General features: G+C 64.7%; 13 protein-coding genes. 8 read left to right on the top strand and 5 right to left on the bottom strand.

Going from position 1 to position 17,505, the window contains the following annotated elements; all coding sequences use genetic code 11:
• Positions 1-31: 31 nt before the first annotated feature.
• The gene (locus tag JOE69_RS08925; protein WP_309797931.1) at positions 32-1,072 is read right to left on the bottom strand and encodes an NAD(P)-dependent alcohol dehydrogenase; all 1,041 of its coding nucleotides are present in this window, start codon (positions 1,070-1,072) and stop codon (positions 32-34) included.
• A 94-nt stretch (positions 1,073-1,166) separates the two neighbouring features.
• Positions 1,167-2,174: a LacI family DNA-binding transcriptional regulator gene (locus JOE69_RS08920; protein WP_309797928.1), complete on the bottom strand. Its 1,008-nt coding sequence runs from the start codon at positions 2,172-2,174 to the stop codon at positions 1,167-1,169.
• An 83-nt stretch (positions 2,175-2,257) separates the two neighbouring features.
• Between JOE69_RS08920 and JOE69_RS08915 the strand changes: the two genes are divergently transcribed.
• Both JOE69_RS08915 and JOE69_RS08910 read left to right on the top strand, forming a co-directional pair.
• Positions 2,258-4,066, top strand: coding sequence for a glycoside hydrolase family 15 protein (locus JOE69_RS08915; RefSeq protein WP_309801231.1), 1,809 nt, complete (start codon positions 2,258-2,260; stop codon positions 4,064-4,066).
• A gap of 43 nt (positions 4,067-4,109) precedes the next feature.
• On the top strand, positions 4,110-4,505 hold the full coding sequence (locus tag JOE69_RS08910) for a DoxX-related protein (RefSeq protein WP_296362820.1): 396 nt from the start codon (positions 4,110-4,112) through the stop codon (positions 4,503-4,505).
• A gap of 15 nt (positions 4,506-4,520) precedes the next feature.
• Here the strand turns inward: JOE69_RS08910 and JOE69_RS08905 are convergent, their stop codons facing one another.
• Positions 4,521-5,144 carry a TetR/AcrR family transcriptional regulator gene (locus JOE69_RS08905; protein ID WP_309797926.1) on the bottom strand — a complete coding sequence of 208 codons (624 nt, stop codon included), beginning with the start codon at positions 5,142-5,144 and terminating at the stop codon, positions 4,521-4,523.
• 60 nt (positions 5,145-5,204) lie between these two features.
• On the opposite strand from JOE69_RS08905, the gene JOE69_RS08900 reads away from it, so the two are divergent.
• From JOE69_RS08900 to JOE69_RS08880, 5 genes are all read left to right on the top strand, one after another.
• The gene (locus JOE69_RS08900; RefSeq protein ID WP_309797924.1) at positions 5,205-5,507 is read left to right on the top strand and encodes a thiamine-binding protein; all 303 of its coding nucleotides are present in this window, start codon (positions 5,205-5,207) and stop codon (positions 5,505-5,507) included.
• 107 nt (positions 5,508-5,614) lie between these two features.
• Positions 5,615-6,295 (top strand): O-methyltransferase, encoded by a 681-nt coding sequence (locus JOE69_RS08895; RefSeq protein WP_309797922.1) that lies wholly within the window; start codon positions 5,615-5,617, stop codon positions 6,293-6,295.
• Positions 6,292-6,795: a GNAT family N-acetyltransferase gene (locus JOE69_RS08890; RefSeq protein WP_296362824.1), complete on the top strand. Its 504-nt coding sequence runs from the start codon at positions 6,292-6,294 to the stop codon at positions 6,793-6,795. Before JOE69_RS08895 ends, JOE69_RS08890 begins: the two co-directional genes overlap by 4 nt.
• A gap of 13 nt (positions 6,796-6,808) precedes the next feature.
• Entirely contained in the window at positions 6,809-7,615 is an 807-nt protein-coding gene (locus tag JOE69_RS08885; protein WP_296362825.1) for a spermidine synthase, read from the top strand.
• A gap of 21 nt (positions 7,616-7,636) precedes the next feature.
• Positions 7,637-8,386, top strand: a complete 750-nt coding sequence (locus tag JOE69_RS08880) for a 3-hydroxybutyrate dehydrogenase (protein ID WP_309797918.1) — start codon at positions 7,637-7,639, stop codon at positions 8,384-8,386.
• A gap of 57 nt (positions 8,387-8,443) precedes the next feature.
• Here JOE69_RS08880 and JOE69_RS08875 read toward each other — a convergent pair whose 3' ends face one another.
• Both JOE69_RS08875 and JOE69_RS08870 read right to left on the bottom strand, forming a co-directional pair.
• On the bottom strand, positions 8,444-14,752 hold the full coding sequence (locus JOE69_RS08875) for a beta strand repeat-containing protein (protein ID WP_309797916.1): 6,309 nt from the start codon (positions 14,750-14,752) through the stop codon (positions 8,444-8,446).
• Positions 14,753-15,018: 266 nt separating this feature from the next.
• Positions 15,019-16,392 (bottom strand): hypothetical protein, encoded by a 1,374-nt coding sequence (locus tag JOE69_RS08870; RefSeq protein WP_309797913.1) that lies wholly within the window; start codon positions 16,390-16,392, stop codon positions 15,019-15,021.
• Between the two features lie 471 nt (positions 16,393-16,863).
• Between JOE69_RS08870 and JOE69_RS08865 the strand changes: the two genes are divergently transcribed.
• Positions 16,864-17,448 (top strand): DinB family protein, encoded by a 585-nt coding sequence (locus tag JOE69_RS08865; protein ID WP_309797912.1) that lies wholly within the window; start codon positions 16,864-16,866, stop codon positions 17,446-17,448.
• Positions 17,449-17,505: the final 57 nt, after the last annotated feature.

Here is a 17,505-nt window from a genome sequence, read left to right as displayed (position 1 = left end):
AGATCCGTGCTTAACCGCCACAACTCCACGCTCAGGGGGTGCCACGTCCCGGGACCACGATGTTCTTCAGCACGCCGGAGGAACCGGCGGTTTCCAGGGCTTGGCGCACCTGGTCCAAACCGAAGTGCCCGGAAACCAAAGCGTCGAGGTCGATCGCGCCGCGCTCGACCAAGCTGATCGCCGTCGGCCAGGTATTCGCATAACGGAAGACCCCGGTGACCGACAGCTCGCGGTTCTGGATCACCGATATCGGCAATGCGTAGTCGTCTGAGCCCATTCCGATCAGGACTGCGCGCCCGGCCGGGGCCAGCGAACGCAAGCCTGACCTCACCGCTGCGGGCGCTCCGGAGGCATCGAAGAACACTGAGAAGCGCGGCTCGGCGCTCAGATCGGTTTCCCGCGGGTCGAAGGCCGCATCGGCGCCCAGCTGGCGGGCCAGTGCCAGGCGGGCCGGGTCCAAATCAGTGACCACCACTTCCCGGGCGCCGTAGGCCCGGGCAACCTGCGCCATGATCAGGCCGATCGGCCCGGCGCCGGAGATCAGCACCCGGTCTGCCGGATCGAGTGCGGCTTTCCGGGCGGCTGCGATACCCACCGAGAGCGGTTCCACCAGTGCTGCGGCGTCGTCGCTGACCGATTCCGGCACCCGGTGCGCGAAAACCGACTGGATGAGGACGAATTCGGCAAAGGCTCCGTCGACCGGCGGGGTTGCGTAAAACTCCATCTGCGGGTCCAGGTTGTAGTGCCCGGCCAGCGTCTGCGCCGAATCGAAGCTCGGCCGCTGCGGTTCGATGGAGACCCGTTCGCCGATCCTGGCCGGCGTTACTGCGCTGCCGACGGCGACTATGGTTCCGGCAGCTTCATGGCCCAGGACGATCGGCGCATCGACGACGAAGTCGCCGATCCGGCCCTCCCGGAAGTAGTGCACGTCGGAGCCGCAAACGCCAACTGAACTGACCTGCACCAGGACCTGGTCGGCGTCTGGCACCGGTACCTGGCGCTGTTCCAGGACCAACTCCAACCCGGGAGTCAGCACGCTGGCGGTCATGGTCGTGGGCAGTTCCAAGGGCATGGCAATTCCTTCGTCGATGAGTCCAGAAACATTATGGCCTCGTCCGGCGAGCGCTCACTCGTTTGAGAATTTGCGGGCCCGGCACTCGGCAGGCCTATTTCCTGACCGGAGCGGTCGAGGCCCGCAAAACCAGTTCCGGTTCGAAAAGCAGCTCGTCGACCGGCCGGGCATTGCCCTCGATCTGGTCGATCAAATAGCGGACCACCATCTTGCCCATCGGCTCGATGGGCTGGCGCACCGTGGTCAGCGGCGGATCCGTACTGTTCATCAGTGCGGAATCGTCGAAACCGACTACCGAGACGTCGTGCGGCACGCTCAGCTCCAGGCGGCGGGCAGCCCGGATCGCACCCAAGGCCATCGGATCCGAAGCGCAGATGATCGCGGTCACTCCGGCCTGCAGGAGCCGGTTGGCACCGGCCTGGCCCGCTTCGAGCGAATAGTGCCCGTAGACGATCTGCTCCTCGGGCAGTCCGATGCCGGACTTGGCCGCGAATGCCCGTGCGCTGCCGAGTTTGCGCAGCGACGGAACATGGTCGGCCGGGCCCAATAGGACGCCGATTTTTTCGTGTCCCAATTGGCGCAAATGGCCGAAGGCCTGTTCTATCGCGACTGCGTCGTCGCAGGAGACCGCGGGGAAGCCCAGCTCGGCGACCGGGGCATTCACCAACACGGTGGGCAGTTTGAGTTCGTGCAGCCTTTTGTAATGGTCGTGCGACGCCTCGTTCTGGGAGTACATGCCGCCGAGGAAAACCACCCCGGAAACCTGTTGCTGGAGCAGCAACTCGACATAGTCGGCCTCGGAAATTCCGCCCACGGTCTGGATGCAGAGCACCGGGGTGTAGCCGTTCTGCGCCAGGGCCCCGCTGACTACCTCGGCGAACGCCGGGAAGATCGGATTCTGCAATTCAGGCAGAACCAAGCCCACCAAACGGGCGCGTTCGCCGCGTAATTTGGTGGGCCGCTCATATCCCAAGACGTCCAAGGCGGTGAGCACTGCTTCGCGGGTGCTGGCCGAGACGCCCGGTTTGTTGTTCAGGACACGGCTGACCGTGGCTTCGGAGACCCCGACTTTTTGCGCAACTTCGGCAAGGCGCTGTGACATGGCGTCAAGTTTACGCAAATCAACGCAAAAAGCAGACAGCACCCGAGGCGCGGCGCAGGCACACAGTCCGGGCACAGCTGGAAATGTGGTTGAGTGGGGTTATGGCGTCGCGCATCGAAGACTATGCCTTGCTTTCCGATATGCATACCGGGCCGCTTGTGGCGAAGACCGGCAGCATCGATTGGCTGTGCTTTCCACGGTTTGATTCGGCGTCGATTTTCGCCGCGTTGCTCGGCACCGAAGAGCACGGCCGTTGGCTTCTGGCCCCGGAATCCGCAGCCGCGAAAGTGCGGAGTTGGCGTTATCTGGATCGCAGTTTCGTGCTCTGCACCGAGTGGGAGACCGAGACCGGAGTGGTTCGGGTGACCGACTTCATGCCGCTCGGCGATCGGCGCGCTTCGATCGTCCGTCGGGTCGAAGGGCTCAGCGGAACCGTCCGGATGAGCCACGAACTGGTCCTGCGGTTCGAGTACGCCCAAGTGCTCCCCTGGGTATCGCGCACGCTGGACGGCGACGGCGAAGGAGTCCTGGTCGCCATCGCCGGCCCCGATGCGGTGAGTTTGCGGGGTCCGCACCTGCCGGTCGCGGTCGACCATCGGCACCGCGGCGGATTCGACGTCGGGCAGGGCGAGACGCTGGACTTCGAACTGGTCTGGTACCCCTCGCATCGACCGATCCCGGCCGCGATCGACATCGATGAGGCCTTGCACAGTACCACTGCGCGTTGGCAGGACTGGGCGGCCGACTGCGACCAGGACGGCCCATTCGCAGCCGAGGTGCAGCGCTCGCTGCTGGTCTTGCGCGCGTTGACCCATGAAGACACCGGCGGCATCGTCGCGGCGCCGACTACCTCACTGCCGGAAGATTTCGGCGGAGCGCGCAATTGGGACTACCGGTTCTGCTGGTTGCGCGACGCGGCGTTGACCCTCGAAGCGATGCTCACGCACGGCTATGCGCAAGAAGCCCTGACTTGGCGTAATTGGCTGCTCCGGGCGGTTGCCGGAGACCCCGAGGACCTGCAGATCATGTACGGTCTGGGCGGCGAACGCGAACTTCCGGAAAAGGAATTGCGGCACCTGCCGGGTTACGAAAATTCCGTTCCGGTGCGGATCGGCAATGGCGCGGTGGACCAATACCAGGCGGATGTAGTGGGCGAGGTGATGGTGGCCCTGCACCGGCTGCGGGAGACCGGCAGCACCGAGGACCATTTCTCCTGGCCGCTGCAGCGCTCGCTGCTCGGTTTCGCGGAGCGGCACTTCGAGGACAAAGACCAGGGGCTGTGGGAGATGCGCGGCGATCCGCACTATTTCACGCATTCCCGGGTCATGATGTGGGCGGCTTTCGACCGGGGCGTCCAAGCCGTGCAGACTTCCGGCCTGCCCGGGCCGGTGGAGCGGTGGGCGGAGTTGCGCGATCGACTCAAAGCCGAGGTCCTCGCCCAGGGGTTCAATCAGGAGTTGAACAGTTTCACGCAGACTTACGGCGGCACCACGACGGATGCCTCGCTCCTGGTGCTGCCGCACGTCGGCTTCATCGACTATGAAGATCCGAAGATGCTCGGCACCGTGGCCCGGATGGAAAAGGAGCTCCTGGATGCCGACGGATTGCTCTTGCGCTACCGGACCGACTCCGGTTTGGACGGGTTGGAACCGGGTGAGCATCCGTTCCTGGCCTGCTCCTTCTGGCTGGTGGAACAGTATGCGCACAGTGGCCGAGCTGCCGAGGCGAAGCTGCTGATGGAAAAGCTCGTGGGATTCTGCAATGAACTTGGTCTGCTCAGCGAGGAGTATGCAACCGGGGAGCGTAGGATGGCCGGGAACTTCCCGCAGGCGTTTTCGCATCTGGCTCTGGTCCGGGCCGCTGACGCTTTGCAGAAACCACCGGTGGGATGAGACTTCGTCAACCGCGGCAGCGCGGCGATTGAGAGGAAGCACGATGAGCAAGCCCTGGGCAGCCTGGTCTTTGGCGGCGTTGCTGACTGCCAGTTCGGTGCAGCACTTCCGCAACCCGAAATTCTTCTATCGCGTGGTACCGCGCAGCATTTCCACCGATACCAATGGCGACTTCGCGGTGCTCAGCCGCCGTGACTGGGTCGCCTTGAGCGGTGTCATCGAGGCGGTTGCTGCGGCCGGACTGCTCATTCCAGCCACGCGGAAAGCCGCAGCCACCGGCACCGCGGCGATGTTTGCGGCGTTCACGGCGGGCCACGTCTCGCACCTGAAGCAAGCCTTCGGGCCTGAGGGCAACGACGCCGAAAAGCTCGCCGGAGTGGTTCGGTTGCCCTTGCAGATTCCTTTGGTCTGGCTCGCCTGGCGGGCGCGCCGCGGCTGATTCCACGGCCTGGGTTCAGGGGAATTCCGGCGTCCAGAAGAAGGCCTTCGCCGGCGGGAGCTCGCGGTGCCGGCCAGGGACCAGCACCGAATCGGCGAGCAGCATGGCGAACCGTTTCCAAGACCTCGAGTTCGGCGGTGTGCTTTCCACGGAGCTGAGGATCATCGCCAGGAGCACTACGAGATCACCGACGTCGAGCTCGGCCCGGATCAGTTCTTCCGCCTGCGACTGTTTCAGCAACTCGTAGAGCGTGCCGACTATCGGTGTGGCGATGCCGATCAGGATCTCCCGGCGCACCCCGACCGCGGAAATCATGTTCGCTTCACGGCTGGCAATGCCCATCATGCCATTGATGATGTACATCATGCCCCGGACCGGATTCGGGTCGGCCAGGGCGCGCTCCATCAGTGGATCCACCCGGACCGTGATCTCTTCGGCGAGCACCGCCAGAATCATCTCGTCCTTGTCCGCGAAGTTCCGGAACAAAGTCGCCACGCCGACGCCGGCCTGCTTGGCGATGGTCTGCAATGACACGTCCGGCCCTTCGACCCGAAAGCACAATCGCGCCGCATTGATCAGCCGATCGTTGTTCCGGGCTGCGTCGGCCCGCCGGGGACGCATGCTTTCTGCCTCTGACATGGACTCAGCATAGAGTAGGCCGACGGTGGCGTCAGCCTGGCCGTCGTGTCAGCATGGAGCATGCTTGTTGCCTTCTCAGTGTCCCCGAGCTCAGCCCATGCCGACGGTTCCGTGCACGATGCGGTGGCCGCTGCGGTCAAAATCGTTCGGGAATCCGGTTTGCCGAATCAGACCGATGCCATGTTCACCACTTTGGAGGGCGAATGGGATGAGGTCTTCGACGTGATCAAACGCGCCACCGAGGCGGTGGGCGCATTCGGCGCCCGGGTTTCCTTGGTGCTCAAAGCCGATATCCGGCCGGGCTACACGGGTGAGTTGACCGGCAAAGTGGCCCGGCTGGAAAAGGCGATCGAGGAGAGCTGAGTCCGGCGGGCCCAGCTGGCGGAATCGATGGCCAATTTGGCGGTTTGCGGCCGGTTCCGGCGCTCGAGTCCGCCGCTGTTGCCCGGCATCGGGATTATGCTGAACCCATGGTCGATCACATTTCCCAGCCCGCCTGGCTGGACGTGGAAAATTTCCTCAGCAAGACCGTGGTCAAAGCCGATTCCGCCTTGGCCGAGGCCGTTGAATCGGCTGCCCGGGCCGGGATGCCGCCGATCGAAGTTGCGCCCACCGCCGGAAAATTCCTGATGCTTCTGGCCCGGATCTCGGGGGCCAAACGGGTTCTGGAAATCGGTACGCTGGCCGGCTACTCGACGATTTGGCTCGCGCGCGGAATCCCGGCGGACGGAACCGTCATCAGCTGCGAATTCCTGCCCGAGCATGCGGCCGTGGCTCGGCAAAACGTCGACCGGGCCGGAATCGGCGGCAAAGTCGAGATCAGAGTCGGCGCGGCGTTGGAAACCTTGGCCGAGCTGGCCGAATTGACTGAATCGGCCGGTCCCTTCGACCTGATCTTCATCGACGCGGACAAAGGCAACAACGTCAACTACTTGCGGCGGGCCTTGGAACTGAGCCGCCCCGGGACCGTTGTCGTGGTGGACAACGTGGTCTGGGAGGGCGCCTTCCTGGCACCGGAGGCCAGCGGTGATGCTTTGGCGATCCGGGAAACCTTGGAGTTCCTCGGATCGTCCGAATCCTTCGATGCGACCGCAATCGCCACCGCCAATTCCAAAGGCTGGGACGGCTTCGCCGTTGCGGTGGTGCAATGAGTTTTTTGGTTCGGCAAACCAGCTTGGACGACGCCGAACCATTGGTGACCATGCATTTGGCCGCGCACCGCGAAGCGTACGCGCGGCTCCTCCCGGAAGCAGCTTTTGCCGCTCGTGAAGCTAGGATTCCGGAACGGGTCGAGCGGCAGCGCGGAATCATCCGGGACGCACACAGCCATTGGATTGCCGTCGACGACGACGGCGTGCTCGGCTTCGCGCACGCCGGACCGCCGCGGGACGATGCGGACGGCGGATGGCCGCCGCCCGAAGACTACGAACTCTACGGGTTGTATGTGTTGGCCCGGGGGCATGGTCTCGGGGTGGCCCAGGAGCTGGTGGGCCGGGCGATCGGTGACCGTCCGGCCTATTTGTGGGTGCTCGACGACAACCCGAAGGCGCAGGCTTTCTACCGGAAGTCGGGCTTTGTGCGAAACCAGGCGAAAAGGGAGCTGCCGGCAGAGTGGTACGGCTTGTCGGAAGTCCAAATGGTGCGGCGATGAAAATGGTGGGCAAGTGAAAACGACGGCGAACCCGGTGGCCGGCGAGCACCGGATCGACACCGGTCTGGCGGAGTTGGAAGAGGAACCGGGCAACCCGGGCAGTTGGTTGCTCCGGATCAACGGCATGCAATCATCGCATGTGGATTTGAACGATCCATTGCGACTGGATTTCGAATACATGCGCTGGATGGCTGCCCTGATCGAGGATCGTTGGAGCGCCGACGATCGGCTGCGGGTATTGCACCTCGGTGGCGGCGCGTGTTCCCTGGCGCGCTATCTGGTGGCGAAATTTCCGAATTCCCGGAACACCGTCGTCGAAATCGACGGGCAGCTCGCGGTGAACGTCCGGGAGTGGTTCGGCTTGCCCAAGGCGCCTTTGCTGAAAATCCGGGTGGGGGAGGCCCGTGCGGTGACCACGTCGTTGACCGAAGACAGCCGCGACGTCATCATCCGGGACGTTTTCTCCGGGCGATTCACGCCGTCGCCGTTGCTGACCGAGGAATTCACCGCGGAAGCCAAGCGAGTGCTTTCTCCGGATGGGATCTATTTGCTCAACTGCGGAGATACCCCGGCACTGGTGAACGCCAGACGCGAGGCTGCCACCGTTGCCGCAGCCTTCCGGTACACCTCAATCGTCGCCGACCCGCCGATGCTCAAGGGTCGGCGATTCGGCAATCTGGTGCTTGCCGGCTCGGATGCCCCGTTGGCGACCGGGGGTGGACTGCCGCGGAAACTCCTGGCCGGGGCGATGCCGGCCACGCTGTGGGATGACGAGCAAGTCCGCAGATTCGCCAGAAACCAACAAGTTTTCAAAGACTAGCCGCAATCCCGGGAGGCAATCATGGACACCGCACTACCGCTTTCTGGACGCAAAGCATTGGTGACGGGCGGAGCGAGCGGGATCGGGGCCGCCGTCGTACGCGAATTGGCCCGGCTGGGCGCGACGGTGACCATCGCCGACCTCGCCGAAGCCACCGGACTGGCTGAAGAAGTCGAGGGGAAAGTTTGGCGGGTGGACTTGTCGGAGACCGCCCAGTTCGAGTCGCTCCGCTTGGATTTCGACATCCTGGTCAATAACGCCGGGATCCAACGGGTGGCGCCGATCATCGACTACGAACCGGCGATGTTCCGGAAGATCCAGAGGATTATGGTCGAGGCGCCGTTCCTTTTGATCAGAGCGGTGTTGCCCGGGATGTACCAACGGAACTGGGGCCGGATCATCAACATGTCCTCGGTGCACGGCCTGCGCGCCTCTGCGTTCAAGAGTGCTTACGTCACCGCCAAACACGCGCTCGAGGGGCTGTCCAAAGTCACGGCTTTGGAGGGCGGAGAACACGGGGTGACCAGCAACTGCGTCAACCCCGGTTATGTCCGGACGCCGTTGGTCGAGGCGCAGATTGCCGACCAGGCGAAAGCGCACGGGATCCCGGAGTCCGAAGTGCTGGCCAAAGTGATGTTGACCGAGAGCGCGATCAAGCGGTTGGTTGAACCGGAAGAGGTGGCTTCCCTGGTCGGTTGGTTGGCGGGTCCCCATGCGGGGATGGTCACCGGAGCCAGCTACCCGGTCGACGGCGGCTGGTCGGCCAAATAGCGCAAACGAAAGGCGGGGCTGCCCAGTGAGAAGCAGCCCCGCCTTCCTACCTGCGATTCAGGCCTGCACCCTTACCGCATTCTTTGGCTTGCGGGCCCCCGAAAGTGCCAGGAGCAGCATTCCGAGTGCCAGCACGCCGATTCCGACCCCGGCCAAAGGCGCATCCGCAACACCGGTGGAGGCCAATGGATTCACCTTTGCCTGTGAACCGTATTGGCTGATTCCGCCGAATGTGTTGTAGCGCGTTGCGACCGAGCTGACCAGGACTAACGGCTCCCCCGAACCGTTCACTCCGGTAGCCCAGCCGTTCGGCCGGGTATTGCCGGTGGTCCCAACGCCGACCCCGGGGATCGGGTTGTTACCATTCCCATTGCCCGGGAGCTGGCCCGGGTTGGTACCTGGATTGCCACCAGGGTTCTGACCCGGCTGTTGTCCCGGCTGTTTGCCAGGATCGGTGCCGGGGTTGGTACCAGGATCGGTGCCCGGATTCTGCGAGCCGCGGCCCAACAGGGAATCCAGCACCGTGCCTACCAGGGGCAGGCTGCTCAGCGCTGCAGGAAGCGATCCGAGGACGGGCAGTCCTTTGATCGCTTTCCCCAGGTCGCCGAGGACCGGCAGCGCCGGTGTCCCAGGAAGTCCTGGAACACCGGTGCCGCCTTTGAACGCCTCGCCGACGAGCGGCAGGCCTTGCGCAATGTTTCCAACTACGGGCAAGGACCCAATGGTCTTCAGCAAGTCGCCGACGACGGGCAGGCCGCCGACAGTTTTGCCTGGATCAAGAGGTCCTGCAGGTTTTCCCGGCAACACTCCACCGAGAAGACCGCCGAGCAGCCCGCCGAGGCCGGCCAAACCGGGAACGGTGGTGCCGGGGGTCCCAGAACCGAAGAGCCCGCCGATGATCGGCAGACCACCAAGCAGTCCGCCGAGGCCGGGCAAGCCCGGAACGGTGGTGCCGGGGGTTCCGGTGCCGAAGAGCCCACCGATGATCGGCAAGCCGGTAAGGAAGCCACCCAGACCGGGCAGGCCCGGAACGGTGGTGCCGGGGGTTCCGGTGCCGAAGAGCCCGCCGATGATCGGCAGACCACCGAGCAGTCCGCCGAGGCCGGGCAAGCCCGGAACGGTGGTGCCGTTGCCGAGCAAGCCGCCCACGATGGGCAGGTTCTTGATCAAACCGCCCAGGCCGGGCAGACCCGGGGTTCCGGTGCCGGGGGTTCCGCCACCGAGGAGTCCGCCCACGATCGGGAGGTTCTTGATCAAACCACCCAGGTCAGGCAGACCCGGGAGGCCGGGCAGACCCGGGAGTCCGGTGCCGGGAGTACCGCCACCGAGGAGTCCGCCCACGATGGGCAGGTTCTTGATCAAACCGCCCAGGTCGGGAAGACCCGGGAGGCCGGGCAGACCCGGGGTTCCGGTTCCGCCGCCGAGGAGTCCGCCCACGATGGGCAGGTTCTTGATCAAACCGCCCAGGTCAGGCAGACCCGGGAGGCCGGGCAGACCCGGGGTTCCGGTTCCGCCACCGAGGAGTCCGCCCACGATGGGCAGGTTCTTGATCAAACCGCCCAGGTCAGGCAGACCCGGGAGTCCGGGCAGACCCGGGGTTCCGGTTCCGCCGCCGAGGAGTCCGCCCACGATGGGCAGGTTCTTGATCAAACCACCCAGGTCAGGCAGACCCGGGAGTCCGGGCAGACCCGGGGTTCCGGTTCCGCCACCGAGGAGTCCGCCCACGATGGGCAGGTTCTTGATCAAACCACCCAGGTCAGGCAGACCCGGCAGGCCGGGCAGACCCGGGGTTCCGGTTCCGCCGCCGAGGAGTCCGCCCACGATCGGGAGGTTCTTGATCAAACCACCCAGGTCAGGCAGACCCGGCAGGCCGGGCAGACCCGGGGTTCCGGTGCCGGGGGTTCCGCCACCGAGGAGTCCGCCCACGATCGGGAGGTTCTTGATCAGACCACCCAGGTCAGGCAGACCCGGGAGTCCGGTGCCGGGAGTGCCGCCACCGAGGAGGCCGCCCACGATGGGCAGGTTCTTGATCAAACCACCCAGGTCAGGCAGACCCGGGAGTCCGGTGCCGGGGGTTCCGCCACCGAGGAGTCCGCCCACGATGGGCAGGTTCTTGATCAAACCACCCAGGTCAGGCAGACCCGGGAGACCGGGCAGACCCGGGGTTCCGGTGCCGCCACCGAGCAAGCCGCCCACGATGGGCAGGTTCTTGATCAAACCACCCAGGTCAGGCAGACCCGGGAGACCGGGCAGACCCGGGGTTCCGGTTCCGCCACCGAGCAAGCCGCCCACGATGGGCAGGTTCTTGATCAAACCGCCCAGGTCAGGCAGACCCGGGAGGCCGGGCAGACCCGGGGTTCCGGTTCCGCCACCGAGGAGTCCGCCCACGATGGGCAGGTTCTTGATCAAACCGCCCAGGTCAGGCAGACCCGGGAGGCCGGGCAGACCCGGGGTTCCGGTTCCGCCACCGAGGAGTCCGCCCACGATGGGCAGGTTCTTGATCAAACCACCCAGGTCAGGCAGACCCGGCAGGCCGGGCAGACCCGGGGTTCCGGTGCCGGGGGTTCCGCCACCGAGGAGTCCGCCCACGATCGGCAGGTTCTTGATCAAACCACCCAGGTCAGGCAGACCCGGCAGGCCGGGCAGACCCGGGGTTCCGGTTCCGCCACCGAGGAGTCCGCCCACGATGGGCAGGTTCTTGATCAGACCACCCAGGTCGGGAAGACCCGGGAGTCCGGTGCCGGGGGTTCCGCCACCGAGGAGACCGCCCACGATGGGCAGGTTCTTGATCAGACCACCCAGGTCGGGCAGACCCGGGAGTCCGGTGCCGGGGGTGCCAGGCGTGCCGGGGATGTTCGGCAGCAGACCGCCGATGACCTTGCCCAGGTCTCCCAGACCGCCGTTGCAGGTCAAGCTGCAAACACTCGGCAGCGTCGGGATGAGGCCCTTGATGGTGCCTCCCAAGTTCCCCAGGCCCCCGACATTACCGAGGCTGGGAATCAAGTTGGCGACGTCGTCCAAACCCGGAAGGGTCTGTCCGATGTTGCTTACCAACGGTCCGACCGGGCCGACCGGCAAAAGAACCGGAACGCCGGGCAGAGTCGGCAAGCCGACGCCAACCGGTGAACCGCCGACCGGCAGTGCCGGAACCGGGCGCTGGCCGAGAAGGCCGCCCAGAAGCTGCCCGACGACCCCGAGCCCCGGCGCAGCCGGAACGGTGGGAACCGAAGGAGCAGTGCCGGTGGGGGCAGTCGGAACTGCCGGTACCGGTGGGATGCTCGGCAGGATCGGACGAGTGATCTGGCCGACCACGCCCGGTGTGCCCAAGAGCAGACCGTTGACAACCTTGCCCAGATCGATTGCCCGAGGATCAGCAGGAACCACCGGAGCTCCTGGAACGACGGGAGTGCCGTCGGTCGAAGGAACCGGGCCGGAGCCGTTGATTGCCGGGACAGCCGGAATTTCGGGGAGCATGGACCGGATCACCGAATCCAAAGAACCGCCCTTGATCGGCAAGATGCTGCCGATCGGGTCCGGAGTAGCGATCTTGAGCGGATCGCCGCCGAAGCCTGGCACGCCCGGTAGAACCGGAGTCGCAGGATTCTGCGCCGAGCCGACCTTGCAAGCACCCGCAATCGAACCCGCAATCGGATTCAACGGGTTGTCGCACCAGACCGGAACGACCTTGACGCTGGCTGCAGCGTTGTTGCCGGCAAACGCGCCGACTCCGCCGGTGCTGGCCTGCTGGACGTTGTTGCTGGTTGCCAGGCCGGTGTTGGCGCCTACCGAAGAATCCTTCGAGGTCGCCTCGCCCAAGCCGGAAACGGCGTTGTTCGCGACCACGATCGGAGCCTTGGCGTTTGCCACAGCCTGATTGCCATTCCAAGCACCGACGCCACCCGCAGTGGTCTGCCCGGTGGTGTCACCGCCAGCCAATGAACCGTTCACTGCAGAAGTCCCGACCACGGAGTTCGTGGATTGGGCTGCCCGTACTGCAGAAATGGCGTTGCCGGAGATGATGATCGGAGCTTTGGCGTTGGCGACCGCTTGGTTGCCGTTGAAGGCCCCCACGCCGCCACCGCTTGCTTGGCTGGTGCTGTCACTGCCGACCAGGGATCCGGTGTTTCCACCGTTGGCGCCACCGACGACCGAGCCTTTGGACTCGGAATCGTTCAGGCCGGAGATCGAGTTGCCGGAGATGACCAACGGGGCCTTGGCATCCGCCACTGCCTGATTGCCATTCCAAGCGCCGACGCCGCCGGCAGTTGCCTGCTTGACGGTGTCACCACCGGTCAGCGACCCGTTGTTGCCGGCAGCGTTCGCGCCAGCGCCGCCAACCACTGAATCAGCCGAGTGCGCCTTGCCGAAACCGGAAATCGAGTTGCCGGAAACGACGACCGGAGCCTTGGCATTCGCAGTGGCGGTGTTGCCGTTGTAAGCACCGATGCCGCCAGCAGTTGCCTGCCCGACGGAATCGCCACCAGCCAACGCGCCGTTGCTGCTCGAGTTGTTCGAGCCGCCGACCAGCGAGTTGTCGGTCTGTGCCTGGTTGAGCACCGAGATGGCGTTGCCCGACACCGTCACGGGGGCTTTGGCATTGGCATCGGCGGTGTTGCCGTTGTATTCGCCGATGCCGCCTTGGGTTGCTTGTCCGGTGCTGTTGCCACCGGCGAGCGATCCGTTGCCTACCGTGCCGTTGCCGATGCCGTTGCCGCCCACCACCGAGTGGTTGGAACGGGCGGTCGACAGGCCCGAGATGGCGTTGCCGGAAATCGTGATCGGTGCTTTGGCATTGGCCACTGACTGGTTGCCGTTGTACTCGCCGATGCCGCCCGCAGTTGCCTGCCCGACGCGGTCGCCACCAGTGAGTGCTCCGATTCCAGGGTTGCCGCCACCGACGGTGGAGTCATTCGACTCCGCGTCGCAAGCGCCGATCGCGTTGCCCGAGATGGTCAACGGCGCCTTGGCGTTCGCATCGGCCTGGTTGCCCACGAAACGGCCGATGCCGCCCGCAGTCACCATGTCGTTGCTGTTGCCTCCGGCCAATGAGCCGTTTCCGGTGCCAGGGGTCGTTTGAGCGCCACCGACAGTGGAGTTCTTCGACGCGGCATTGCCGGTCAGGCCAATGGCGTTGCCCGAAACGGTGATCGGCGCATCGGCGTTGGCCTGAGCCTGGTTGCCGTTGAACGCACCGATTCCGCCGCCCGTTGCCTGATGCACAACGTCTCCGCCTGCGAGTGCGCCGTTACCGGTCGCCGCCGGGTTCGGAACACCCACTTTGGAGTTTTCCGAGCTCGAGTTGCCGAGCAGCGATACCCCATTGCCGGAGACCGTTACCGGTGCTTTGGCATTGGCGTTCGCCACGTTGCCGTTGTAGGCCCCGACGCCACCCGCGGTCGCTTGGCCGACGGTGTCTCCGCCGGTCAGAGAACCGTTGCCGTTGGCGGGTCCACCACCGACCTGGGAGTTCTTGGTCTTCGAGTTGCCGATGGCCGAGATGGCGTTTCCGGATACGGTGATCGGTGCAGCGGCATCCGCATTCGCGGTATTGCCGTTGAACGCGCCAATGCCGCCGGACGTGGCCTGGCCGACTTTGCTCCCGGCAACCAGGGAGCTGCCCGCGCCCCCGGAAACCTTGGAGTCAGTCGATTCCGAATCGCCGATCAAGGATACGGCGTTGCCGGATACCGTGATCGGTGCTTTGGCGCCTGCATGTGCCTGGTTGCCGTTGAACGCGCCGACGCCGCCCGAGGTCACTTGCCCCACGGTGTCGCCGCCAGTCAGCGCCCCGCCGCCGGTTCCAGGGGCACCAGTGGCGCCGACCTGGGATCCGCTCGACTTGGAGTTGCCGATCAGCGATACCGCGTTGCCCGAGACGGTGACCGGGGCGTTCGCGTTGGCAACTGCTTGCCAACCGTTGAACACGCCGAGGCCGCCCGAGGTCGCCTGGCCGATGGTGTCGCCGTCCACCTTGGAGCCGGTGGTGGGCGACGACGGCGCAGGGCCGGCTGCCGGAGCGGCCGACGTTGCATCGGAGTCGCCGATGACGCTCAGAGCGTTGCCGCTGAGCGTGATCGGAATGTTGATACTGACGATCTGTTCCAAACCAGGAAGAAGCCCGCCGAGGGTCGAGGTACCAAGTACCGTCGTGCCCACTTGTGGCGTGGCATTCGCCGCGGGGGGAGTCCCAGGTTTTGCCTGGGTTCCGGTCCCGAGGAGACTGATTGCGTGCCCGCTGAGATTGATCGGAAGGTTGATCGATCCATCGTTCGCGGGTGCGCTCGGAGCTGTCGGACCATTGGCTTTCGAATTGCCGATAACGCTGATCGCGTTACCCGAAAGGTTGATCGGGATATTGATTTTCAATCCCGATGCTGGTGCCGGTGTAGCAGGGGCCGCCGAAGTGGCACTTGCCAGGTTGTTAGCTCCATCAGTAGGTGGCTGCTCTGCAGCATTCGCTGCGGCAGCGCCGAGGACAATAATGCCTCCGGCAAACAGGGATCCCCAAAGGGTCCTGCGTAAGCACGGTCGCATGAAAAAGTCTCCTGACTGAATTGATGAGAAAAAGCGAAATCAAACCATTTTTAGAGTTTGCTGCTTTTGCCGAAGATAAACTCGGCTTTTCTCGTCAATTAGTCGGGAGACGATCCGGGGTCGTATGCCAAGGGCTCGGGGAGGATGAGCGCGGGCACGCCCACCTTTCCGGAAAGCACACTGAAAGGCATCGCGAAGATATCTGCGGTTGTAGCTGCAGCGCTTCCGCCGGAACCGGCGGAGCCGCTGCCATTACCCGCCGAGGAGGAACCTCCGGCGGGAGCTGTGATGGGCCCAGTAGGGGGCAGCGTGACATGCTGCCCGGAACCTGAGCCGGAGTCATCGCTGATCGCCGAGCTGGCCGCATTGCCTGCGATCGCTGCCAGCGATGAACTGCTGCTGATGAGCGGGAGTGAAGAAACTTTGAGCGGATCCGGATGCGCCGCCGCGGTGGGGGCTGCAGCAACGGCGTCCGGAACCGGAGCCGGCCGTGGCGCTTCGCGGACGCCGGGCACAGTATTCCCCGGCTGCGGACTCACTGGTGGCGTGGTCGGAGGCTGCACCAGTGGTTTGTTGGCCGGCAGGATAGCCGCGTTCTGGTCGGTCAGCGGACCAACCAGATCTTTGACTATGGGTACGTTCGAGGTCAGGTCCGGGAGGAGATTGTTGACCGTGGGGGTCAAAGCCCGAAGCAGCGGACTGACGATTTCGCCTACTACCGGAAGCTTTTCAACCACCGGAAGCAAAGTCCCGGTTGCGGCTTGCAACGTGCCGGTCAGCGTTTTTACCAGGCCGCCGAGCAGTGGTTGAAGCCCCGAGGTGGCCGGTCGCAAGAGATCGGCGGCGGGAGCGAGGACCGGACTGAGGGTCGAATTCACCGTACCCAATACTGGCTGGGCGGCGGTCAAAAGCGGTTTCGGATCCGGTGCTGCCGGTTGGCCCTGCTCCGCTGGTTGGAAGGCCGGTTCGAGGGTTTTCACCGCTGCGCCGGCAATGTTGGTGGCTGATTTCACCGCGGTCGTGACGGGTCCGCTGGGCGCCGGTGCTGCCGAGTTGACCGGCAACGGCGGGGCGGGCCGGGCCGGATTCGACGGCGCTATCGGTGCGGTAGGAGCTGTCGGCGGAGCCGGTTGGGACGGCGCCAGCAAGGCTCCTACGGTCGCATCGACGGTTCGGAGTGTGCCTTGGAGCGTGCCGCCGAGGAGCCCGAGAAGGCCGCCGCCGTCCGACTGCTTGCCACCGTCGGACGTGGCGCTGCTCGTCGCCGAGGAGGGGCCGTTGGGGTTCGCCGGAGCGGCGTTCGCGCTCTGTGCGCCGAGTACGCCGAAGAGGAAAATCGCGGAGCCGGTGACTCCAGTGAGAGCGGCGATGCGCAAAGTCTTGCGGAACGCCGAAATGCCAGCACGGCTGCGTGCTGGAACTGTGGATTCGAGGCCGCTCCCCGCGCTCGATTCCCCTCTTGTGGTCTCCATGATGCGATTCACCCCCTCTCTTTGGGCGTGCGTCGATACGGGATAAGAGTATGGCCGGCGCCCAGGCAGGTCTAGAGGAAATGGAAATGTCTAGCCAGTCGGCTAGCCGATTGGCTAGACATTGCTGGATATTGGCTGAACGTTTCATCGGCAAAGCCGCTGCGTTGTCGAACTCTGCCGGGTTATAGAGATTTGTTGCGGGCCAACCCGTCGATTTTCGGAAAGAGAAATTATGGTGGATTGGATTCATTTCGAATCATTTACGGTTGAATCGAATATTCGGAATATTAGTACATGCTCGCGGTCGAGATAGCAGTGTTGATTCAAGCGGCTTCCGGTGTTCGGCGATTCGCCCGATTTTCGACCCTGGGGCTTTGCCTCCGAGGCCAGGCACCTAGGGGCAGATCACCGGGGCAGAGTTGTGCCGCGAACTCCAGGGATCCGTCGGTACCCGGTGTTAGGCTGACCGCCATGACCGGATCAGCGCCGAAATCGGACCTTCACCGCTACTTGCAATCCGCCAGGGAAGCCCTGCTCTGGAAGCTCGAGGGACTCTCCGAGTACCAGATCCGGCAACCGCTCACGCCGACCGGCACGAATCTGCTCGGGCTGGTCAAGCACGCGGCCGGCGTCGAACTCGGATACTTCGGCGATACGTTCGACCGGCCGTTCAACGAGCGCTACCCCTGGCTCGATGAAGATGCCGAGCCGAACGCGGACATGTGGGCTACCGAGACGGAAAGCCGCGAGGACATCGTGACGCTTTACCGCCGGGTCTGGGTGCAAGCGGACGAGACCATCGATGCCCTGGATCTGGCCGCGACCGGACGAGTGCCGTGGTGGCCCGAGGAGCGCAGTGAGGTGACCCTGCACCAGATCTTGATCCATGTGATCGCGGACCTCACCCGGCACGCCGGGCACGCGGATGTGATCCGCGAATTGATTGACGGCTCGGTCGGCTTGCGCAGGGAAAACGACAATATGCCCCGGGGCAGCCAGGAATGGTGGCAGGACTACCAGGACCGCTTGGAACAGGTGGCGCAGCAGTTCAACTGAGCCCGGGCGGTCAGGTCCAGAGGCAAGGCTGCGGCCCCGATGCGGTGACACCGGGGC

The organism is Arthrobacter russicus (genome assembly GCF_031454135.1).
GTDB classification, from domain to species: Bacteria; Actinomycetota; Actinomycetes; order Actinomycetales; family Micrococcaceae; genus Renibacterium; species Renibacterium russicum.
Note: the sequence above shows the minus strand (reverse complement) of the source record. Positions and strands in the feature narration are given on the sequence as shown.